We start from the raw sequence: 20,765 nt of genomic DNA, 5'->3' as shown, positions 1-20,765 counted from the left end.
AGAGGTCATGCAGCCGCGATGAGGTGTTTGGACAGATGACGGCCGCTAAGGCGTGCGCGAAGACGATCCCCCAAGCCGCTGGATTGACGCTGATCGAGAGCGGGCGACGGAGATGGGCCCGCGACGTGATGGCCAGCGACCTCGGTCACGTCTGCGCTATGACATTCCCGACCTCACCGGCAGAACAGGCTCGACCCAGACGGTAGAGCCGCCGCGGCCCCGTCCGGGAAACCCGCGTAAGAAATCTTCAGCCCAAATCCATCAGTGTTCACACCGCTCCTTTCGAGGACGGCGGCGTGATGGACCAGACAGCGGACTGACGATGCCGACAATACCCACCGATGCCAATTCGGTCGCAGCTCCCGGCGAGGTCCTGCTGATCAGTGACGACGTCCAGCGCGCCCAGCGTCTGGCCCGGGATCTTACGTCATTGGGGCGATGCCACGTCCACGACTTGTATGAAGCCGCCGTTCCCTCGCTCACACCGAGTTTGATCGTCAGCGATGTCGAGGAACTGAACTCGGAAGCGATCGTGCGCCTACGCGATCTCCTGGGCCGCATGCGTCGTGAACCCACGCCCTACCTGTTCCTCGTGCACGGCAACGTCGCGCGCGCTGAGGCGCAGGCCCGCGTCCTCGGGGCGAACGGTACTTTCTCGGCGATGAGCGCCGTGCGCCTCATCCACGGCAAACTCGTTCAGATGCGCGGGACGAGGCGGTCTGTCCCGGCGGCGACCATCCAGCAGGCGCCTCGGCTGAGGTTGTTCCTCGCGGAGACATTCTTCTCCGGTCGGTCGATCACCCCGCCCGTGGTCGAGAACGGCACTGAGCTGATCGTCAGGGCGATACAGGACGCCGGCGTCCATGATTGGGTCGCCGCCGTCCAACAGTTCGACGACGTCACCCACCAGCACTGCCTGCTCGTGGCCGGACTGGCGGCCGCGTTCTCAGGCGCGCTCGGTCTCGGATCGAGCGACCGCCACCGCCTGGTCAAAGCCGCGCTGTTGCACGACGTCGGCAAGACCCGGATCCCGACCGCGATCCTGAACAAGCCGGCCCCGCTCGACGCCGCGGAACTCGCGGTGATGCGCACCCATCCGGCACTCGGGCACGCCATGCTGGCCGGCGCCGGCTTCGACGACCTTATGCTCGCGGTGGTCCGCTCGCACCACGAGATGCTCGACGGCTCCGGCTATCCCGACGGTTTGAGGGCCAACGAGATCCGGGATCTCGTCCGGTTGGTTACAGTATGCGACATTTACGCGGCGCTGATCGAACGACGCCCCTACAGGGCGCCGATGGAGGACCGGCAGGCCTACGACGTCCTGACGCGCATGACCGGCCAACTCGACGCCGACCTCGTGCGCGCGTTCCGACCGGTGACCGGTTCAGCCCCTGAGGACGACGCGACGGTGGCGGCATGATTGAGTGGAACGACGCGGCGGCCGTCGCAGACCAAGCCTTCTTCCCATCGCCGATCGATCGTCGAGAGGGGCGCAAGCCGACGAATTGGATCACGATGATCCGGTTGCCGGACGGCATCGAGATCCCGACCTCGGTGAGAGACGTCTCCGCGTTCTGGATGCTGCTCGCCGTGCTACGAGCCTAGCTTCTACCGGGGTATTTCATGTGAAAGTGCTCGGGCCCCAATTCGTCTGTGTGGTCCGCCTAGCGGGGCGCAGGAGCTAAGCCGCTGGCGTCAGCATCGAGCGGGTCGGCAAGATCGCCACGCGTTCGAAGCCCGAGACGGCGAGCCGTGCTGATGCTGCCACACCCTGATGCTCGCGCGCCACAGTCGCTTCTCCGAGCGCTGACCATGAACGTCGCTCATTTTGAAGTCAGCAATCGCGGGATATGAGCTGGCCCAATGTTCGGTAGAGCGCAACCGACCATAACTTTAAATTAGTCTTTCTATGAGATCATGGCTCGATAGGCATGCTCCCGAGCGTCCGATGACTTCGCTGCAAAGGTTGAAGCGCGAATTTTACGCAGCCCGAATATGGATCGGCCTCGGCGTCATCGCCCCCGTCGGCATGCTCGCCACGTCGGGCTTCATGCTGCTCGACCTGCGCCAAGACGCCTGGGAGAGAGCGCAGCTGACCTCGAGGAACCTGCTCCAGGTCCTCGAGGCTGACATAGCCCGCAACGTCGAGCTGTTCGATCTGTCAATCCAGGCGGCGGTCGATAACCTCAGGGCCCCCGGCGTCGCCGAGGTCAGCCCGGCCCTGCGCCAGCTGATCCTGTTCGACCGGGCCGCGACCGCCCGCGACATCGGCGTGATGATCATCCTCGACGAGAACGGCGACGTCGTCGCCGACCTCGACGCCGTGCCGCCGCGCAAGGGCAACTACGCCGACCGGGACTACTTTCAGGCGCACAAGGCGCGCGCCGGCCTCGGCCTGTTCATCGGTCACCCACTGGTCTCGCGCCTGACCGGCGAGCGCATGCTGCCGTTCAGCCGCCGGATCACTAAGCCGGACGGGGCGTTCGGCGGGGTGGTGATGGGCAGCATGAAGCTGTCGTACTTCACGCGGCTGTTCAGCCAGATCGATCTCGGCCGGGAGGGCGCGATCAACCTGTACCTGCGCGATGGCACGCGGGTCATGCGCCAGCCCTACACCGAGGCCGACATCGGCGCGAACATCGCCGGGGCGGCGACGTTCAAGGGCTTCGTGCGCGAGCGCAGCGGCAGCTTGATCGAGACCTCGGTACGCGACAGCGTGGAGCGGCAGTACACCTTCACGCAGATCGGCGCGCTGCCGCTGATCCTGAACGTCGCGCTCGCCACCGGGGCGATCGACGCGGACTGGCGGATCAAGGCCCTGGTGATCGGCGCGATCGTGCTGGCCCTGTGCTGCCTGACCATCGCCCTATCGCTGCTGTTCGGTCGTGAGCTGCGCCGCCGCACCGTGATGCAGGCCGAGCTCGAGCGGCTATCGCTGACCGACGCGCTGACGCGCCTGCCCAACCGGCGGGCGTTCGAGGAAACCGGTACGCGGGCCTGGGAGGCGGCGCGGCGCGGGGGCGAGCCGCTGTCGCTGCTCATCGTGGACGCTGATCATTTCAAGCGCTTCAACGACCGGTACGGGCATCAGGTCGGCGACGCGGTCCTGCAGGGATTGGCGCGCCACCTGTCGGCCAGCGTCCACCGCCCCCCCGATCTCGTGTGTCGCGTAGGCGGCGAGGAGTTCGCGGTGCTGCTGCCCGATACCGATCAGGTGGGCGCGCTGCGCATCGCCGAGCGGATCCACGCTGAGATCGCGAAGCTGGCGATCGGTGCCGCCTGCATCGGCGCCGGGGCGATCACCGTCAGCGTCGGGCTGGCAAGCTGTGTGGCGGCCGACACCGCGCTGGCCGATCTGTACCGGCGGGCGGACGAGGCGCTCTACCGGGCCAAGGCGGGCGGACGCAATCGAACCTCTTGCGCCGATCCGGGACGGCCGTCGCCATCCTCGACAGGGGCGCTCCGGCTCATCGGCACCCCATAACCTACTCTCGTCGCCATCTCACGTTTGCCGCATTCACCGACGCAGGCATCCCCCGAACGTCGCGAGCCTCGCTACGCGATCGCCTCCCTCCCTGCACGGACGCACGAGCCGGACTATGCTGTTGATCTGGTCGGGCTGGGGGATCCTCGTCGTCCCCGTGATCGTCGGCACGGCCGTCGTCGTCGGAGCGCTGAGCGGATTTGCCTTGCGTGCCTTGGGGCATCCCGAACTCACGTTCGTCGCCGTCAGTCTCGGCCTGTTCGCCGCCGCAGCCGCCAACTGGCTCGTCGGCCGCCGTCTCAACGGCACGCCCCCGCGCGAGCTCATCGACCCGGTGACGAACCAGCGCGTGCTGCTGCGCCGCCTGCACAAGCTGTTCTGGATCCGGATGGAGTACTGGTCCATTCCCGTGGCGCTCGCAGCCTTCGTGCCCTTGCTCGCCCTGCGCAACCTCTAGCGCGATCTCGGCGACTTCTGAAACTTCGGAGATGATGATGCGCGGCATGACCGGGGCGTCGAGGCGGATAAGGCGCTGCCTCAGTGCTGCTCTCCTGACGGTCGCATCATCTGCGCCGGCGGCGTCCATCACGCCGGTCGCCCCGGTTGGCATCGAGAGCTGCGACGCGTTCTTCGCCGCCTACGCGCAGTGTGCCGCGAGCCCCAGCGTTCCTGAGGTCGCGAGGCCCGGCATCCGTCAAGGCATCAATAAGATGCGCGACAGTTTCCGGGACACGGTCATGCGCAATGAGGCTGCCCGACCCACGATCGCGTACCAGTGCGCCCAGACCCACGAGGCGGTGCGCAAAAGCCTGATCGAAGCCTTCAAATGCGACTTCCCGGCCCTACCCGCAGCATCACAGGCGTTGCTGCAGAGCACGCCTCCCTCGGCCAGCGCGGCTCGATCGTCGGCGCGCGTAGCACCGCCACCCGGCCCTGAGGTGCAACAGGTAGCGAAGGTGAACGCCTACACCGAGGTGCAGAACCACCTCGTGCGCTCCCATCCCCTGGAACGTCAGCTCGCCGAGTACCGGCGCGACAACGAACGCGTGCTCAAGCTCGGCACCAAGCTGGGGGCCAACGCCTGGTACCACTTCGGCATCGTCGATTTCGACGGGGTGATCGACGAGCTGGAAAAGGCGGTCGCGCTACCGGGCACCGTGCCTGAGGTAGACCCTCAAGCCCGCCAGCTGCTGGCGGCGCTGCGCGAGGTCAACCCGATCTTGAAGGCGCTGACCCGCTACCAGACGACTCGGGAGTTCAAGGAGGACGCGTACAAGTTCGCTCGCGAGCAACACCCGATCCTCGTGCCAAAGGTCGAAACGGCCGCCAAGGCGATGGACGCCTACGGCACTGCCTTGTTCGAGCGCGAGCTTGCCCGCGATGAGCGGCGGATGGCGACGCTCCAGGAGGACGCACCGGCCCGCCGACTCCTCGCGACCAGCCTCGCCCTGCGCCGGGCGGTGCAGCGCTTCGAGGCGCTCGGTCCGAAGGCTGATACAGCCTCGTTCCTCGCCGCACTGAGCGACGTTTCGACCGCCAACCGACAGCTCGGTGCGACCTTCGACGGCATGAGCCCCAAAGCTAATTCATCCTGCACCGGCTACGCGGACACGGTGGCAAGTGTGATCGGCCACGGGCGGGATGTCGTGCGGGACATTCGCGCGAAGGCTGACCCGAGCCAGCCGGCTCAGCTGTTCAACGACACCTACAACCGTTCAATGCGCGATCGCGAGTCTTGTCAGCGCTACGAGGGTCGAGTCCGTTCGGATTGATCGCAGCAGAGCAGCCTCGATTGCGGAGCATCGTCGCCTCACTATAGGCCGGCCTACCGCGATCGCTGATATCTGACCATTCATCGTTCGCTTCAGATTTGATCCTACGGTGGGCGGAGGCCTCACGCTCAGCCACAGCGATCCCGTATGACGCTCGACTTCAGCATGCCGATCCTGGTCGTGGACGACTACCAGACCATGATCCGCATCCTCCGCAATCTGCTCAAGCAGATCGGGTTCCGCGAGATCGACGATGCCCCCGACGGCAGCACCGCGTTGACGCGCCTGAGAAGTCGCCCGTACGGATTGGTGATTACCGACTGGAACATGCAGCCGATGACCGGCTACGAGTTGCTCCGACACGCCCGCGCCGAGGAGACCTTGCGGACCACACCGTTCATCATGGTGACGGCGGAGTCCAAGATGGAGAACGTCATCGCGGCAAAGAACGCCGGGGCGAACAACTACATCGTCAAGCCGTTCACCCTCCATACGCTGAGAGCCAAGATCGAGGCCGTCCTGGCGCGCTAGCGATCGATCATCGGCGTCGATCACGACGACGCGCTGACGGCGGATCGACGGATCCTCGAGGATCTGCGCAGGAAGCTTCGGCCGTGACGGACTTTTCGATGAGCGAGGGCTGTCCCGTGCCGACGGCGCCGCGCCACACAACGCGGAGCTTTGTTTTATCGTTTCTCAACCAAAGATCGAACTCACTCAGGTTGATGACCGATCGGTAGGCATCTCTGTTCTACGATTGAGCTGACGACCATTCGCTGTCGTCACGATTGAGCCGACGATGATCCGCGTCCTCACCTGCGTCGCGCAGCAGCACGACCTACGCCTCATCGCCCTATCGGCGGTGATATGCGCGCTCGGATGCTTCGCCACCGTCACCCTGATGGCGCGCACCGATGCCGGGGGCCGCCCGCTTCCGTGCTCCCTGCTGATCGCCGCGCTCATCTTCGGGGGCAGCGTCTGGTCGCTGCACTTCGTCGCCATGCTGGCGTTCCGGCCCGGGGCGCAGGTCGCCTACGACCTCGACCTCACCGCCGGCTCGATCGTCGTGGCCGTCGCCGGCGCCTTCGCCGCTCTGCGCCTGTGGCGGCGGTTATCCTCCACCCCGCTCGGGATCGTGCTGGCCGGCACCGTGCTCGGGCTGGCGATCACCGGCATGCACTACCTCGGCGTCGGCGCGATGGCCGCGTCCAGCCTCGTGCTGTTCGAGCCCATCTACGTCGCCGCCTCGATCCTGGTCAGCGTCGCGTTCTCAGTCCTCGCCCTGGCACGAGCCGGCGTACTGGCGAGCCTCGGCCGCCGCATCGAGGTCACCGGTTGGCTCGCGCTGGCGATCTGCGGCCTGCACTTCACCGGCATGACCGCGGTTACGGTCGCGCCAATCGCGCCGCGAGCGGATGAGAGCTACGTGCTCGGCTCGACCCCGCTCGCCCTGACGATCGCCGCTGTCAGCCTCGCGGTGCTGATCGCCGGCCTCGTGGCTTTGGCCCTGCAGCAGCACCTCTCGCAGCGCGATCGGCGTGAGCTCGACCGCATGCGCCTGCTGAGCAACCTCGCGTACGAGGTGCTGTTCATCCACCGTGACGGGGTGGTGTTAGAGGTCAACCAGGCCGGTACCCGCCTGTTCGGGATGGCCCCCGACCAAATCGTCGGCCGACCGGTGCTCGACCTGTTCTCGCAGGCCAGTACGCCGGGGCTGCTGCGGCGGACGCGCTGCCGCTCCGAGGAGCTGCGGCCGGAGGAGTTCGAGGCTCGCACCGCCGCCGGCACGCACGTGCCGGTCGAGCTGTCCTGCCGCACCATCGAGTTCGGCGGCAAGCCCGCCACCGCCGTCGCCCTGCGCGACCTCACCGACCGTAAGCGTGATGAGGCCCGCATCCGCCACCTCGCCCTGCACGACGCCCTGACCGACCTGCCCAACCGCTACCTGCTGGAGCAGCGCCTCGGCCCGGCGCTCGAGGCCGCGGCCCTGGACGGGACCGGCGTCGCGGTGATCTATCTCGACCTCGACCGGTTCAAGGCGGTCAACGACCTGCACGGTCACGCCACCGGCGACGCGCTGCTGGTCCAGGTGGCCAAGCGGATGCTGACCGAGCTGCGCCCGAGCGACACCCTGGCCCGGGTCGGGGGCGACGAGTTCGTGGCGGTGCTCACCGGCGCGCGCGCGCCCCAGAGGGGCGCGGAGATCGCCGGTCGCCTGGTCGGGGGCCTGCGTCGCCCGTTTCGGATCGACGACCATCGCGTCGAGATCGGCGCCTCGGCTGGCATCGCCCTCTACCCCGGGGACGGCCGCACGGCTGAGGCGCTGCTGCGCGCCGCCGACACCGCGCTGTATCGCGTCAAGGACGAGGGACGCGGCGCGGTCCGTTTCTTCGAGGCGGCGATGGACGCCGAGCTGCAGGCGCGGCGGCAGCTCGAGCACGAGCTCGGCGGCGCGATCGCCCGCGACGAGCTGCGGCTGTTCTACCAGCCGATCGTCAACGCCCGCACCGGCGAGATCGAGACCTTCGAGGCGCTGATCCGCTGGCAGCACCCGGAGCGCGGCTTCGTCTCGCCGGCCGAGTTCATCCCGGTGGCCGAGCAGGCCGACTTGATCGGGCGGATCGGCGAATGGGTGATCGACACCGCCTGCGCGGCGGCCGCGGCCTGGCCGCAGCCATGGCGGGTCTCGGTCAACGTCTCCCCGACCCAGTTCCGCCAGTCCGACGTCCCGACGGTCGTCGCTGCGGCGTTGGCGCGTCACGGGCTCGCCCCGGCGCGGCTGGTGATCGAGATCACCGAGAGCGTGTTCATCCAGGATGCGGCGAAGGCCGTGCGGGTGCTGACCGACCTGCGCGGACTGGGCGTGCGCCTGGCGCTCGACGACTTCGGCACCGGGTACTCGTCGCTGAGCTACCTGCAGCAGTTCCGGTTCGACAAGATCAAGGTCGATCAGTCGTTCGTGCGCCGGCTCGGCCAGCACGCCGACACGCTGGCGATCGTGCGGGCGATCGTGAACCTCGGGCACAACCTCGGTTTGCAGGTCACGGTCGAGGGGGTCGAGACCGCCGAGCAGCTGGCGATCCTGCGCGAGCTGCACTGCGAGCAGATGCAGGGCTACCTGTTCGCGCGCCCGGCGCCGACCTTGCCGGCGTCCGAACTGGAATTGGCGCGGCTACGGGCGCTGTTCGCTGTGCCCCCGATCAAGGCGCTCGCCTGAGCTCGAAGGTCGTCCCCCGACGACTGGATCGGTGGATCATCCGGGTCGCGGGTCTGCCATCGCGCGATCGCCCCCGGTCGGTACCATGCGCGGGCTGAACGCCTCGTATCATACCCTCAAACGCGACCGGCCTGCGCCATCGCCCGCACGACCTGGATGCTGCGATGGCGCGTCTCGGCATCGTCGATCGCGAGATAGGCTTGCACCAGTGCGAACACCGCGGCTGCCTCCTCCCCGCGGCCTTCGAGTGCGCCACGGATCAGGTGGGGATCGTAGAACTTGGTGATCGGCACGCCGAGCAGATCGGCTATGTGGGCGAGCGCACCTGCTCGCGTCGTCACGGTTCGCCGATGGGCATCATGGATCATCGCGCTCACGATCAGTTCAATGACGATGATCGCGACCGTAGCCTACAACCTCTAGGGGCACAATCTCGCCCAGAGGTTGCTTTCAGGCCGTTAGACTTATGGTGTGCCACGGCAACAACGGCGGATGACACCTACCTTCATCTGACGGGGTGCGTGGCGTTCAGGACTCTCCAGCGGTACTCGCCGGGGTGCAGGCCGTAGCGATCCTTGAACCTGCGGTTGAAATGTGCCTGGTCGCCGAACCCGCAGCCGTAAGCCAGCGTCCCCACCGTGAGGTGGGCATACCCGGGATCCGCCAGCCGCTGCGCCGCGATCTCCAAGCGCCGCCGCCAGATCTGATCGGCGATGTTGCGCTCGTGCCCGCGGAACAGCTGCTGTAGGTAGCGCAGCGACACCCCGACAGCAGCTGCGAGCGTGGATGGGTCCAGGTTCGGATCGCCGAAGTGGGCCTCAATGTAAGCCATAGCCCGTCGCACGATGAGCGTGCCCTGCAGCGGCTTTGGCGTCTCCCGCGCGAGGCGCTCGGCGATGCCGGCGATGAGCAGATCGATCCCGATCGCGGCCATCTGGTTGGCGGTGTCCAAAGGCAGACCGGCGTAGGTGCGCACCAACTGATTGAAGAAGGTGGTGACCAGCGACGTGCTCGCCTGATCCGTCTCCAGGGTCAGGGCCGTGTACCGCCGCGTCGATCCGAGCGCGCGCTCCAGCCGTTCCCGGGAAACCTCGACGAACAGCGTCTGGCTGTCGGCGCGAGTCGCCATGATGGCCGGACGGCGATCCAGCACGACGATCTCGCCAGCGCGTTGGATCGCGGTGCGATCGTCCTGCGAACTGGCGACCTCACCGCTCAGCACCAGTGCGACGTTCAGCGTATCGTGTTTGCCGTGCCGACGGATCGTCTCGGCGGTCGCCTCCGTCTGGATCGCGCTCTGTGTCAAGCGGGTGATCGACAGCGGGCCGATTTCTGCGGCCTCCATCGTCCCCTGAAACGCTTCTGGATTGGCGGCCGTGAGTTCAACCGGCACGATCCGCTCGAACACTGTCTCACGCCAGCGTCGGAAACTGTTCTTGGGCTCTTCGTCCGCAGTCGAGAACAAAGTCCTCATCGGATCTGCCGAACGACTTCTTGGATGCGCGTGCTCGAAAACGCGGCGGCACGTTCTCGGTCAAACCGTAGCACGCTCTCGGACAAGCGCAACCAGCCGCATCAACCTAGAAGTGTATTTCATCCCTCTCAGAAGCCACGTGCATATTTATAATGACCTTCGCCAGCCGCACCTCGACCATCCAGCTAGCCGCCGCCATCACCGCCGCCTACGTCGCGAACAACCCCGTCCCAGTCTCCGATCTGCCGGCTTTGATCGCCCGGGTGCACATCGCAGTCGCCGGCCTCGCTTCCGGTGGTTCGATGTTCCCCGAGGGAGCGCACGGGGCCGCCGATATCGACAGGCCGAGCTCGGTCGAGGTCCTCAGGTCGATCCGGCCCGACGGGATCGTCAGCTTCATCGACGGCAAGGCCTACAAGACGCTCAAGCGCCACCTCACCAGCCACGGGCTCGACCCGCGCAGCTACCGTGAGCGCTTTGCTCTACCGGCCGACTACCCGATGGTCGCACCTGAATATGCTGAGCGTCGCTCCATGCTGGCGAAGGCGATCGGCCTCGGCCAGCCCGGCGCCATGGCTGAGAGGGACCGGAAGGACCGCAGGGCTGCCTGACGTCGGCAGTTTTACGGGCGTGTTTGGTTTAGGCGATGAACGAACGCGAGGAGCGACGACGGGATCTGCTGCGCAACCTCGCCCTGCACGCCGGTCCAGCCCGCGGACGGATGGGTCTGTCGCTGATGGATGCGGCGCGCCTGGCCGGTCTCACCTCGGAGGGGCTCGTAACCGTCGAACGCGGTGCGGGTTGCGCGCTGTCGCTCGCCGCGGTGGAGCATCTCACGCTGTTTCTCGGCCTCACCGAGAGCGGCCTGCCGCGTCCCAGACCCGCCGGGATGCAGTAGCATCACCTCAAAAGTCCGTGCGTAGGCAACGTTGGCTCTCGCTGTCGCGTAGTGCGCACCGATGTGGACACCCGACGACGAGCCCCGAACCTTAGATCAGGCGTTAGCCATGCGCGTCCGAGCGGCACGCGCACGGGGCGCCTACACGATCGCGACCGTCGCAGGGCTCGCCCGCGTCGATCCGAGCGTGGTGGTCACCCTGGAGAATGGCGGGGCGGTCGCCGATGCCGCAGCGTGCGATCGTGTGCTGGCGGTGCTAGGCCTGCGTCCCGAGGGTCCGCGACACTCGGCGTTGGCGCTCGATTTTACCCACTCCGTGATGAAGGCTCGGTCTGAGCCTTCGTCGATTTGGTTGAGGATCAGGTTGGCAGATCGTCGGATCTCGCCGCGCCGGCGCAGATCTCGGCCTGACCGATGAACAGGTCGATCTGAGCCAAGCCCTTGCTCGCCTCGACGCTCAGATTGGCGTTGAGGGCATCGATCCGAGCGTCGCCGCTCGACGGCCGGGACCGCAGCTCGGCGATCACCGCGACGAGATCTGCGCGATGTCCGTTGAGGTGAGCAAGGATCGCGTCGAGCCGCGCCGCCGACAGGGTCGCCGCACGCCCCTCCGCCAGCAGCTCGATCGCCACGACGTCGATGCGCGTGAGCGAGAATGCTTCATTCCCCCCTGGCTGCATTGGGACGACTATTCCGGTCATGGATTAGCCTCCCACCGTCTGCGCAAGCCAGCCTTGAGCTGATGCCTTAGAGCTTCGGCTCTCGCCCGGGCCCACGGTAACCCGACATGAGGTGCGATCCGACGATCGATCGCTCGGTCGATCCGGGTACAACTCACCCCGTAGGGTTCCGGCCCCGCTTCGACTGCGACGCGGATCAGATCCTCGAGCGCACCGTCGAGGATGGCTCGGACGACAGCTTCATCGCCGCAGCCGTTCTCGCGGCGGGACGCATCGCATAGTTCGGGACCGGACGGGCTGCGTTGGTCGCCCATGACCTCAGCCCACCGCCCGGGCAGCGACACGGACCTGCTGGGTGGCGGCATCGAGCTGCTCGCTCACCCGGGCGATCGCCTCCATGCCGCCGGCGATCGTCGTCACGCCATGAGCGGCCGTGTGCATGCTGCCCGACATCTCCCGGGTCACCGCCGACTGCTCCTCCACCGCCGCCGCGATCGCCGCCGAGACTTCGTCGAGGGAGCGGATCGTGCCCTGGATCGAGCCGATCGCGCCCACCGCCTCGCGCGTGGCCGCCTGGGTCGCGGTGATCTGCACCCGGATCTGATCGGTGGCCTTGGCGGTCTGCTCGGCCAAGGCCTTCACCTCGGAGGCCACGACTGCGAACCCCTTACCGGACGCGCCAGCCCGCGCCGCTTCGATCGTGGCGTTAAGGGCGAGGAGATTGGTCTGCGAGGCGATGCCCTGGATCATGGTCACCACCTCACCGATCTGCGCCGCCTGGCCGCTCAGCCCCTCGACGATGCTGCCGGTGTGGCGCGCCTGCTCGACCGCCTCGCTGGCCATGCGCGCGGCGTGGCTGACCTGCTGGCTGATCTCGCCGACCGAGGCCGACAGCTCCTTCGCACCCGAGGCCACCGCCTGGATGTCGCTCGACACCTGCCCCACGATGCCGGCGGCCTCCGCGGTCTGCCGGGTAACAGCCTCGACCGCCTCACCGATCGCGTCGAGGTCGGTGCCGATCGTCCGCTGTGCCTCGGCCCGGCGCTGGCGGTCCTGCACCTGCGCGGTGATGTCGGTTGCGAACTTCACCACCTTCTTCGGCACACCGTCGCGATCTCGGATCGGGTTGTAGCTCGCCTGGATCCAAACCTCGCGACCGCACTTGGCGATACGCCGAAACTCGCCCGCGGCGAACTCGCCGCGCGCGAATTGGGCCCAGAACCCACGGTATGCGGAGCCGTGCTGCTCGACGGCATCGACGAACAGGCTGTGGTGTCGCCCTCGGATCTCCTCGAGCCGGTAGCCGACCGCGTCGAGGAAGTTCGGATTGGCGGTCAGGATGGTACCGTCGAGGGCGAACTCGATGACGGCCTGCGACCGTTGCAGGGCGTCGAGCTGGCCGGCTTGATCGATGACTGCGCTCGACCTGCGCGGTGACGTCGGAAGCGAACTTGACGATCCTGCGCACGCGTCCCGCCCGGTCGAGCACGGGATTGTACGTAGCCTGGATCCAGACCGTGCGACCATCCTTGGCCACGCGCTTGAACTCGCGGGTCTGCGGCTCGCCGCGCCGCGGCGCTTCCCAGAATGCCCGGTAGGACGGTGCATCGCGCTCGGCCGCCGGCATAAACGTGCTGTGGTTGCGCCCCTGCAACTCGGCGAGGGTATAGCCGAGGAGTTCGAGAAAGATCGGATTGGCGGTGAGGATGGTGCCGTCGGGGGCGAACTCGGTGCGGGCGCGCGAGCGGTCGATCGCGTCCATCAAGTCACGCAGGTCGGCATCGAACAGGCGCACGGTCGTTCCCCCAGATCTCAAAGATCGTATTGTTTCTCCTTCCGCTATGGCTCCGCGCAGTTAAGTTTGTGCTACGTCAAAGACGGCATCACAGAAACTTCATACAACTGGCGGGTGAAAAGCCAATTCAAGTTTCGTCAAAACAATATTGGCCTCGTGCCCGCTGAGCGAGTGGCGTCGGAACCGCGCTCGTCAGCTCCGGGTTCGGGCATTGCCCTGGGCGGCTTTCAGGCGCTCCAGGGCCCGGGCACTCTCCTGCTCGAACTGCGCCGGGGTCAGCTCGCCCGCATCGACACGGCGCGCGAGCTGCATGCGGAAGGCGATCGCCTGCTCCTGCTCAGGCGTCAGCACCACGCTCGCGCGTGCCGCCGCCCCAGTCCGCTGCGCCCATTCTGTGTACGAGATCCGGCCCGCATCCCGATCGGCCCTGAGCCGACTGAGGTCCTCCTGCAAGACCACAGATTGCCGAGGTTCGGGAGCGGCAGCCTGGCAGGCGCTCAAGGCGGCTGCGAGCGAGATGGCGGCGATACGATGATTCACGGACGGTCCCCCCAGGTGCTGAGCTAGGACGCTTCATCCCTATCCATCGAGCGCTGATCGGCAACATGACTCAGATGATGACGGTTACGCACTTCTCATCACGGGACCATACACTCGATCAGAACGGCGGAGGACGTGATCGTGGGGGGAATGGCTCCCTGTGCGCAGGATCTCCGGCCTCCGAGCGTGATTTGATAGTAGCGACCGGGCGACGGCTTGAATGTTTTGGAGTGAACTTCCGGTTCTGAAGACAAGATCCTTTGGTGCGCGGCCTCATTGGGTCAATCACAGCTGGGGCATGCCCGCATAGTCTCCAAAGGGCAGGGTCGTGTCCCTTGCGTGGTGTCGCTGTGGCAGGGCCACGACGATCACCGGCCTTGGCTCAGACGATCAGGCTGCCAGGGTCTGACCTGATCGGCTGGCTTTGGACCGGGCTGATTGAGAGGATCAGCCAGGACCAGAGGAGTTGGGGATGAAGCGAGGTCAGAAGCCAAGTGCGGAGCAGGTCGTGCTGATGTTGCGCCAGATCGATGTGCAGACGGCCCAGGGAAAGAGCATCGCCGTCGCATGCAAGGGAGCGGATGTCTCCGAGCAGAGTTACCACCGCTGGCGTAAGGAGTACGGCGGCCTGAAGGTCGATCAAGCCAAGAAGATGAAGGATCTAGAGCGCGAGAACGCTCGATTGCGGCGGCTGGTAGCCGACTTGTCCTTGGAGAAACAAGTTCTAGCGGACGTCGCCTCGGGAAACTTGTAGCCCCCGAGCGACGCTGGCAGGCGGTCGACGGCATCCGCGAGAAGTACGGCCTCTCGGAGCGTCACGCCTGCCGGATCGTCGGCCAGCATCGGGGTACGCAGCGCTACGTGCCCACCGTGCCGGCCGACGAGGATGAGCTGACCCGCGCCATCATCGCCCTGGCGTCCGAGTATGGGCGCGACAGATACCGCCGCGTCACCGCGCTGCTACAGGCAGCCGGCTGGCAAGTGGGCAAGGACCGGGTTCAGCGCATCTGGCGTCGTGAGGGGCTCAAAGTCCCTAGCCGACAGAGACCCCGCAGCCGCCTATGGCTGAACGACGGCTCATGCGTGCGGCTACGACCGCTCCACCGCAACCACGTCTGGAGCTTCGACTTCGTGCAGGCTCAGACCCACGACGGCCGAAGCCTACGCATCCTGACGCTGATCGACGAGCATAGCCGGGCGTGCCTGGCGCTGAAGGTGGCACGGCGTATCAACAGCGTCGGCGTGATCGAGGCGCTGGCCGATGCCATGTGCCTGCACGGCATCCCCGAGCACATCCGCTGCGATAATGGCCCTGAGATGATCTCAAAGGCGCTGCGCAAGTGGGTCGCCAAGACGGGGCCACAGATCCAGTACATCGCGTCAGGATCGCCGTGGGAGAACGGGTACTGTGAGAGCTTCAACGGCAAATTTCGGGACGAGTGCCTACGCCAGGAGAACTTCTACTCGCTGAAGGAGGCGCAGATCGTCATCGGTCTATGGCAAACCACGTACAACTGCATCCGACCGCATTCGTCGCTGGGCTATCGGCCGCCCGCGCCCGTCAGCTACCCGGATCTGGCCTTCCGGCTACCCATGGCCGCGACCATACAGTAACCTCGCAACAGGCTCGGTCCAAAATACCGGTCAGGTCAGACGTCACCGTGGCTAGCATCTTGGGCGAGGGCACGACGATCACCGTCTACCTCTCTCGCGTGGCTGCCCGAGCGCTAGCGAAGGCAGCCGTGGAGCCGGTGGCGCTGGTCGATGGCCACGGCACGCGCGTGCTCGTGGTCGAGGACAACGTCGATGTCGGAACCTTCGCGGTACAGAGCCTAAGCGACCTCGGCTACGCCCCGACCTTGGCAGTGGACGGCAATGCGGCACTGGCCGAGTTGGCGAAGAACCCCGAGCGGTTCGACGTGGTCTTCTCGGACGTGATGATGCCGGGTATGAGCGGGATCGAGCTGGGGCAGGAGATCCGCCGCCTCTATCACGATCTAACCGTAGTGCTGACCTCGGGCTACAGTCACGTGCTGGCGCAGAATGGGACCTATGGGTTCGAGCTGCTGGCACAGGCCGTACTCGATAGAGCAGCTCTCGCAGATCCTGCGCAAGGCAGCCAGTTGGCAGCGACGCAAGCGCTTGCTCAATCGTTAGCTCGGAGCAAGGAGCGTCTGCTTCAATCGTGTTCCGGACATCCGCTACGTTGCTTTTAAATATCCGCTATCCACCGATTTTGTTGAAAAACTCGTGACCGGGCCAAAGCAGCTCTGCGAACACCTTAAGATGGAGGAGGTCCTACTATTCCATCGCCAGGAACGCGCCGCGCCAGCGGGAACGCATCTACGATTAGAGACGATTATTCTACGCGGCGCCGTCTGGGATGACGCTCGGCGTGCTGCCTTCGCGTTTTTTAACAAAATCCACTCATAGCAGCCGATCGAGCCGGTTCGATTTGGGTGTACCTCTGACAGACCGCTTTCCACGTGGCTTAAGCCCCTGATCGGACCAATTAAAACAGACCGGACATTATCGAACTATCCTAAAGGAACCGCGGGGATGGGATACAGATCTGGGCCTACATGCGCACCTGGACCGAGGAACAAGACGCCGAGCGTGCCCGCAGGACGTTGACCTCCTTCACCTAGAAGCCCTTGCTGGCAATTAATGCTTGATACACGCCAATTTGGCATGTCGATGCAGTCTGGGGCGTCCAATCCATCACCGCATCCAATCGTATACCCCTGTTCTTCGACAAGCTGGAAACGGCTCTTCACAGGATGCGAGCTGAGCCGCGCACGGTCGCGGAACGCCGGGGCGCTCCATAAGCTGCCCTTATGCAAACGCGCCACCGCGCCCGTCACGGGGAACGTCCGCTATTGAGGAGCGTCCGCGGCTCAATTTATGACCGAGATGGGCGCCAAGCCGAACGTCTGGTTCTGCGCGCACTGATGGTCCGGTGTGGCGGAATCTGGCCGTAAGCGGCTGGTCCGCTTCGGAGAAGGCTAGTCGGGAAAGCGGACCAGCTCTTCCCGACCCCATTCGGTCGTCCCAGACAATTTGCTTATTGCCCGAAAGCGGACGACGGAGGGTGTGCCGATCTGGCATGTGGTACTAAGGGGGACCCCGAAGAAGCGATCAGCTGAGACTTCCGAACCCTGCGAGCTCCCGGGTCCATGTCAACGCCTGCTCGCTGAGGCTGATGCCGAGGCCAGGGCGCGTCGGCACCAGCATCCGCCCATCTTTCAGCTCAAGGCGTTCGTTGAATAGCGGCTCCAGCCACTCGAAATGCTCCACCCACGGCTCCCGCTGCATGGCAGCCGCGAGGTGGATGTGCAGCTCCATCGAGAAGTGTGGGGCGATGGTCATGCCGGCGAACTCGGCCAGCGTCGCCACCTTCAGGTAGGGCGTGATGCCACCGACCCGGGGCGCGTCCGGCATCAGGAAGTCGGCGCCGTTCTGGCGGATGAAGTCCCAATGTTCGGACACGCTCGTCAGCATCTCGCCGGTGGCGATCGGCGTGTCGAGGGCGGCGGCCAGAGACGCGTGGCCGGCGGCGTCGTAGCAATCGAGCGGCTCCTCGATCCAGATCAGGTTGAACTGCTCGAAGATCCGGCCCATCCGCATCGCGGTCGGACGATCCCATTGCTGGTTGGCATCGACCATCAGTGGGAACGCCTCGCCAAGATGTTCCCGAACGCGGGAGACCCGCTCGATGTCGAGGGCCCAATCCGGTTGCCCGACCTTCAGCTTGATGCCGCCGATGCCCTTCTCACGGGAGCGGTCGGTGTTGACCAGAAGCTCCTCCAGCGGGGTGTGCAGGAACCCGCCGGAGGTGTTGTAGCAGCGCACGCTGTCGCGTTGCGCCCCGAGGAGCTTGGCGAGCGAGAGGCCGGCGCGCTTTGCCTTCAGGTCCCAGAGGGCCACGTCGAAGGCGCCGATCGCCTGCACGGCGAGACCGCTGCGGCCCACCGAGGCTCCGGCCCAGGCGAGCTTGTCCCAAGCCTTGGCGATGTCGCTCGGGTCTTCCCCAAGGAGCGAGGGGGCTATTTCGCAGGCATGGGCGAACTGTCCCGGCCCGCCGGCTCGCTTCGAGTAGCTGATACCGAGGCCGCGGTGACCGTCCGAGGTCTCGACCTCGCAAAACAGGATAGCAATCTCGGTCATCGGCTTTTGCCGGCCGGTCAGCACTTTGGCGTCGCTGATCGGGGTCTTGAGCGGCAGGTAGACCGAGCGCAAGCGGATGCCGGTGACGGTGTCCTGAGCCATGAAGTCCTCCAGAGTTTGGGATTGGGGCGCTCAGGCCCGGGCGGTGCCGATGTCGTGCGGCAGGACGGGCTCGGCATCCGGAGCGCGCTCGTCGATGCGGATCTCAAGGCGGTTCAGCGGCCCGACGATGACGAGGTAGGAAAGAGCGCCGATCAGCGCGACCACACCGATGTAGACGAGGGCGAGGTCGAAGGAGCCCATCTCCTTCACGATGATGCCGATGGCGAGCGGCGTGACGATGCTGGCGAGGTTGCCGCACAGATTGAAGATGCCGCCGCTGACGCCCATGATCTGCTTTGGCGAGACATCGCCGACGATGCACCAGCCGAGATTGCCGATGCCCTTGGCAAAGAAGGCGACACTCATCACCACGATCACGAACACGTCGGACGGCACGTAGTTGGCGAGCACGATCGTGCTGGAGAACAGTAGGCCGACGATGATCGGCGTCTTGCGCGCAGTCGTGAGGCTGAAGCCGCGCCGGAGCATCCAGTCCGACCATAGGCCGCCCGCGAGGCCGCCGAGGAAGCCGCAGATTGCCGGGATCGCCGCCACGAGGCCGACCTTGAGGATCGACATGCCCCGCGCTTCGAGCAGGTAGGTCGGGAACCACGTCAGGAAGAACCACGTGATCGTGGTGAGGCAGAACTGGCCTATATAGATGCCGATCATCATGCGATTGCTGACGAGGGCCTTGACCTCGGACCAGCGGATGTGATCGCGCTTGTCGCCCATGTTCGGCATGCCGCCACCGGCTTCAATGTAGTCGAGTTCACCCTGGTTCACGCCTCGATGGTGGCGCGGCTCGTGGACGTAGAACAGCCAAACGACGCCGAGGATGATGCCGACGCCGCCAGCCCAATAAAAGATCGCCTGCCAGCTATGGGCGTGCAGGATCCACGTCATGACCGGGGTGAACACAGCCAGCGCAAAGTACTGGGCGGACTGGAAGATCGAGGTCGCGAAGGCACGTTCCTTCGTGGGGAACCACATCACGGTGAGGCGGCTGTTGGCCGGGAAGGCCGGCGCCTCCGCGATCCCCATGAGAAAGCGCAGGGCGAACAGCGCCAGGAAGGTGAAGGAGACGATGTGGACGAGGCCCTGCATCATCGTGAGGGCCGACCAGAGGATCAGGCCGATGCCGTAAACGAGGCGGGCGCCGTACCTGTCGAGCACCCAGCCGCCTGGGATCTGCATCGCCGTGTAAGCCCAGCCGAAGGCCGAGAAGGCGAGGCCCATCGTGATCGCGTCGAAACCGAATTCGGTCCGCATCGACGAGGCGGCGACCGACAGGGTCGCGCGATCGACGTAGTTGAAGGTCGTTGCGAGGAAGATCAGCGCCAGGATGACGTATCTGACCTTGGTCTGCTTGAGCGCTTGCCCTGCTTGAGCCACGGCGATCCTCCGATGTCGAGGCCCGTCTCGCTGCTTACAAAGCAACGGTAGCCTTCGTTCAGCGTGATCAGTGGAGCAGAGCCTTTTTCGTGTCCAACATCATCTTTGGATCGATTGATGCGCAATCGGCATCGATGCATAGGGGCGGCTCATAAATTTGTAGTTTCGAGCTGCTGTCGAATGCCCTGTATTCGCGAATGCAAGCTAAGAGCGGCCAGTCCATTTTCCACCCGACCCCGCCGTTCAGAGACGCCAGTCGGCGAGACTTTAACTGGCCGTAAGCAGAACGGCTGCTTCGGAGAAGGACGGCTGGATAAGCGGCCATCCTGCTTCCGACCCAACGCTGATACACCCGACGCCACCTTCAGGCCTCAAAAGCGGACGTCAGTCCGGTGCCGGGAGGATAGGTGATCCGACTGGAAGCAAAAGGGAAACACAAACCGACCATCTAGCGCCCCCAACGCCAGAATGGTTCGATCCGGAGCTTCGATGCCTCTTCACGCTTGGACAGCGTCACGTCGTCGTTTCTTGGCTGGTCTGACAGTCGCCCCTACGGGTTTGGTCCCGCACGGCGCTCAGGCAGCTTCCTTGCTCCAGACGATGGCGGTGTCGGAAGACTCCATGTGTGTGTTGACGCCCCAATCCATCGAGGGGCCGTTCTACGTCGATCCAAAGCTCGTTCGTATTGATATCACCGAGGGTCGTGATGGCATTCCCTTGCGCCTGCGCTTGCGGGTCATCCATGCTGGTCCATGCACGCCAGTGGCCGATGCTCGCATCGACATCTGGCATTGCGACGCACGCGGGCTGTACTCCGGATATCCGGGGCAGGGCGACGACCGCTCCATCGATACATCGGGGCAGACGTTCTTACGCGGCACGCAGACGACGGACAGCGAAGGCTGCGCCACGTTTGATACCATTTATCCAGGTTTGATCGGCCCCCACGGGGTGGTCCAAGGTTAAAGTTAGTGCACGGTTGGCCGCTCCACCACGGGTAGCTTGGCCGGCGGAGCTGGTCGGGCGAGCGCAGCCGGCCAAGCGGTGAAGGCTGGCATGAACACTTCCGGTGCCGGCGGCCGGTATCCCAGTGAGGCGTGCGGGCGTACGGTGTTGTAGTGCCGCCTCCAGCTTTCGATCACGATCTGCGCCTCCCTGAGTGTGTAGAAGATTTCGCCGTTTAGAAGTTCGTCACGAATCCGTGCGTTGAAGCTTTCGACGTAGCCATTCTCCCATGG

At 65.4% G+C, this 20,765-nt stretch carries 19 protein-coding genes and 1 pseudogene; 12 read left to right on the top strand and 8 right to left on the bottom strand.

The features are described 5' to 3' along the window. Nucleotides 1–52 precede the first annotated feature (52 nt). From BM228_RS28950 to BM228_RS28920, 7 genes are all read left to right on the top strand, one after another. Nucleotides 53–1,423 (top strand): HD-GYP domain-containing protein, encoded by a 1,371-nt coding sequence (locus tag BM228_RS28950; protein ID WP_342030188.1) that lies wholly within the window; start codon nucleotides 53–55, stop codon nucleotides 1,421–1,423. Continuing rightward, nucleotides 1,420–1,608, top strand: a complete 189-nt coding sequence (locus BM228_RS28945) for a hypothetical protein (RefSeq protein ID WP_092046117.1) — start codon at nucleotides 1,420–1,422, stop codon at nucleotides 1,606–1,608. Before BM228_RS28950 ends, BM228_RS28945 begins: the two co-directional genes overlap by 4 nt. 343 nt (nucleotides 1,609–1,951) lie before the next feature. After that, entirely contained in the window at nucleotides 1,952–3,487 is a 1,536-nt protein-coding gene (locus BM228_RS28940; protein WP_092046115.1) for a sensor domain-containing diguanylate cyclase, read from the top strand. 115 nt (nucleotides 3,488–3,602) lie between these two features. Further along, entirely contained in the window at nucleotides 3,603–3,944 is a 342-nt protein-coding gene (locus BM228_RS28935) for a hypothetical protein (RefSeq protein ID WP_092046113.1), read from the top strand. A 31-nt stretch (nucleotides 3,945–3,975) separates the two neighbouring features. Beyond that, nucleotides 3,976–5,259, top strand: a complete 1,284-nt coding sequence (locus tag BM228_RS28930) for a DUF3829 domain-containing protein (RefSeq protein ID WP_244537364.1) — start codon at nucleotides 3,976–3,978, stop codon at nucleotides 5,257–5,259. A gap of 147 nt (nucleotides 5,260–5,406) precedes the next feature. Next, nucleotides 5,407–5,790 carry a response regulator gene (locus BM228_RS28925; RefSeq protein ID WP_092046111.1) on the top strand — a complete coding sequence of 128 codons (384 nt, stop codon included), beginning with the start codon at nucleotides 5,407–5,409 and terminating at the stop codon, nucleotides 5,788–5,790. A gap of 268 nt (nucleotides 5,791–6,058) precedes the next feature. Beyond that, nucleotides 6,059–8,476 (top strand): bifunctional diguanylate cyclase/phosphodiesterase, encoded by a 2,418-nt coding sequence (locus BM228_RS28920; protein ID WP_092046109.1) that lies wholly within the window; start codon nucleotides 6,059–6,061, stop codon nucleotides 8,474–8,476. Between the two features lie 116 nt (nucleotides 8,477–8,592). Here the strand turns inward: BM228_RS28920 and BM228_RS28915 are convergent, their stop codons facing one another. Both BM228_RS28915 and BM228_RS28910 read right to left on the bottom strand, forming a co-directional pair. Next, a complete protein-coding gene (locus BM228_RS28915) occupies nucleotides 8,593–8,853 on the bottom strand; it encodes a hypothetical protein (RefSeq protein ID WP_139234243.1) in 261 nt (86 codons plus the stop codon). Between the two features lie 128 nt (nucleotides 8,854–8,981). Then, nucleotides 8,982–9,950: a helix-turn-helix domain-containing protein gene (locus BM228_RS28910; RefSeq protein ID WP_092046105.1), complete on the bottom strand. Its 969-nt coding sequence runs from the start codon at nucleotides 9,948–9,950 to the stop codon at nucleotides 8,982–8,984. Between the two features lie 152 nt (nucleotides 9,951–10,102). Here BM228_RS28910 and BM228_RS28905 point away from each other — a divergent pair, with 152 nt between their 5' ends. Further along, nucleotides 10,103–10,561: a Ros/MucR family transcriptional regulator gene (locus tag BM228_RS28905; RefSeq protein ID WP_092046103.1), complete on the top strand. Its 459-nt coding sequence runs from the start codon at nucleotides 10,103–10,105 to the stop codon at nucleotides 10,559–10,561. A 35-nt stretch (nucleotides 10,562–10,596) separates the two neighbouring features. Further along, nucleotides 10,597–10,848: a hypothetical protein gene (locus BM228_RS28900; RefSeq protein ID WP_092046101.1), complete on the top strand. Its 252-nt coding sequence runs from the start codon at nucleotides 10,597–10,599 to the stop codon at nucleotides 10,846–10,848. Nucleotides 10,849–11,207: 359 nt separating this feature from the next. On the opposite strand, the gene BM228_RS28895 is transcribed toward BM228_RS28900, so the two are convergent. From BM228_RS28895 to BM228_RS28885, 3 genes and pseudogenes are all read right to left on the bottom strand, one after another. Continuing rightward, nucleotides 11,208–11,549: a hypothetical protein gene (locus BM228_RS28895; protein ID WP_139234242.1), complete on the bottom strand. Its 342-nt coding sequence runs from the start codon at nucleotides 11,547–11,549 to the stop codon at nucleotides 11,208–11,210. Nucleotides 11,550–11,846: 297 nt separating this feature from the next. Further along, nucleotides 11,847–13,290: pseudogene (locus BM228_RS34915) on the bottom strand (methyl-accepting chemotaxis protein). Nucleotides 13,291–13,515: 225 nt separating this feature from the next. After that, a complete protein-coding gene (locus BM228_RS28885) occupies nucleotides 13,516–13,863 on the bottom strand; it encodes a hypothetical protein (protein WP_139234240.1) in 348 nt (115 codons plus the stop codon). 472 nt (nucleotides 13,864–14,335) lie between these two features. Between BM228_RS28885 and BM228_RS28880 the strand changes: the two genes are divergently transcribed. Both BM228_RS28880 and BM228_RS28875 read left to right on the top strand, forming a co-directional pair. Next, nucleotides 14,336–15,477, top strand: a protein-coding gene (locus BM228_RS28880) for an IS3 family transposase (protein WP_092046095.1) whose coding sequence is annotated in 2 segments (ribosomal slippage) — nucleotides 14,336–14,603 and nucleotides 14,603–15,477 — 1,143 coding nt in all. Because the reading frame shifts where the segments join, the coding sequence is not laid out codon by codon here. Nucleotides 15,478–15,536: 59 nt separating this feature from the next. Continuing rightward, nucleotides 15,537–16,079, top strand: a complete 543-nt coding sequence (locus tag BM228_RS28875; protein ID WP_244537363.1) for a response regulator — start codon at nucleotides 15,537–15,539, stop codon at nucleotides 16,077–16,079. Nucleotides 16,080–17,001: 922 nt separating this feature from the next. On the opposite strand, the gene BM228_RS28870 is transcribed toward BM228_RS28875, so the two are convergent. Both BM228_RS28870 and BM228_RS28865 read right to left on the bottom strand, forming a co-directional pair. Continuing rightward, nucleotides 17,002–18,132 carry an L-talarate/galactarate dehydratase gene (locus BM228_RS28870; RefSeq protein ID WP_092046093.1) on the bottom strand — a complete coding sequence of 377 codons (1,131 nt, stop codon included), beginning with the start codon at nucleotides 18,130–18,132 and terminating at the stop codon, nucleotides 17,002–17,004. Nucleotides 18,133–18,162: 30 nt separating this feature from the next. Then, nucleotides 18,163–19,527 (bottom strand): MFS transporter, encoded by a 1,365-nt coding sequence (locus BM228_RS28865; protein WP_092046091.1) that lies wholly within the window; start codon nucleotides 19,525–19,527, stop codon nucleotides 18,163–18,165. Between the two features lie 588 nt (nucleotides 19,528–20,115). On the opposite strand from BM228_RS28865, the gene BM228_RS28860 reads away from it, so the two are divergent. Beyond that, nucleotides 20,116–20,493, top strand: coding sequence for a peptidase associated/transthyretin-like domain-containing protein (locus BM228_RS28860; RefSeq protein ID WP_342030187.1), 378 nt, complete (start codon nucleotides 20,116–20,118; stop codon nucleotides 20,491–20,493). Nucleotides 20,494–20,495: 2 nt separating this feature from the next. Here BM228_RS28860 and BM228_RS28855 read toward each other — a convergent pair. Next, nucleotides 20,496–20,765, bottom strand: a 270-nt coding sequence (locus BM228_RS28855) for an integrase core domain-containing protein (protein WP_139234044.1), incomplete at its 5' end; no start/stop codon positions are given.

It is taken from the genome of Methylobacterium pseudosasicola (genome assembly GCF_900114535.1).
Taxonomy (GTDB): Bacteria; Pseudomonadota; Alphaproteobacteria; order Rhizobiales; family Beijerinckiaceae; genus Methylobacterium; species Methylobacterium pseudosasicola.
This window is presented reverse-complemented; position numbering and strand designations above follow the sequence as displayed.

Bases quoted from the DNA above. Each gene is read 5' to 3' on its own strand.
- BM228_RS28940 (WP_092046115.1), top strand. From the start codon at position 1,952: ATGACTTCGCTGCAAAGGTTGAAGCGCGAATTTTACGCAGCCCGAATA.
- BM228_RS28945 (WP_092046117.1), top strand. From the start codon at position 1,420: ATGATTGAGTGGAACGACGCGGCGGCCGTCGCAGACCAAGCCTTCTTC.
- BM228_RS28870 (WP_092046093.1), bottom strand. From the start codon at position 18,132: ATGGCTCAGGACACCGTCACCGGCATCCGCTTGCGCTCGGTCTACCTG.
- BM228_RS28895 (WP_139234242.1), bottom strand. From the start codon at position 11,549: ATGACCGGAATAGTCGTCCCAATGCAGCCAGGGGGGAATGAAGCATTC.
- BM228_RS28910 (WP_092046105.1), bottom strand. From the start codon at position 9,950: ATGAGGACTTTGTTCTCGACTGCGGACGAAGAGCCCAAGAACAGTTTC.
- BM228_RS28935 (WP_092046113.1), top strand. From the start codon at position 3,603: ATGCTGTTGATCTGGTCGGGCTGGGGGATCCTCGTCGTCCCCGTGATC.
- BM228_RS28905 (WP_092046103.1), top strand. From the start codon at position 10,103: ATGACCTTCGCCAGCCGCACCTCGACCATCCAGCTAGCCGCCGCCATC.
- BM228_RS28920 (WP_092046109.1), top strand. From the start codon at position 6,059: ATGATCCGCGTCCTCACCTGCGTCGCGCAGCAGCACGACCTACGCCTC.
- BM228_RS28900 (WP_092046101.1), top strand. From the start codon at position 10,597: ATGAACGAACGCGAGGAGCGACGACGGGATCTGCTGCGCAACCTCGCC.
- BM228_RS28925 (WP_092046111.1), top strand. From the start codon at position 5,407: ATGACGCTCGACTTCAGCATGCCGATCCTGGTCGTGGACGACTACCAG.
- BM228_RS28930 (WP_244537364.1), top strand. From the start codon at position 3,976: ATGATGATGCGCGGCATGACCGGGGCGTCGAGGCGGATAAGGCGCTGC.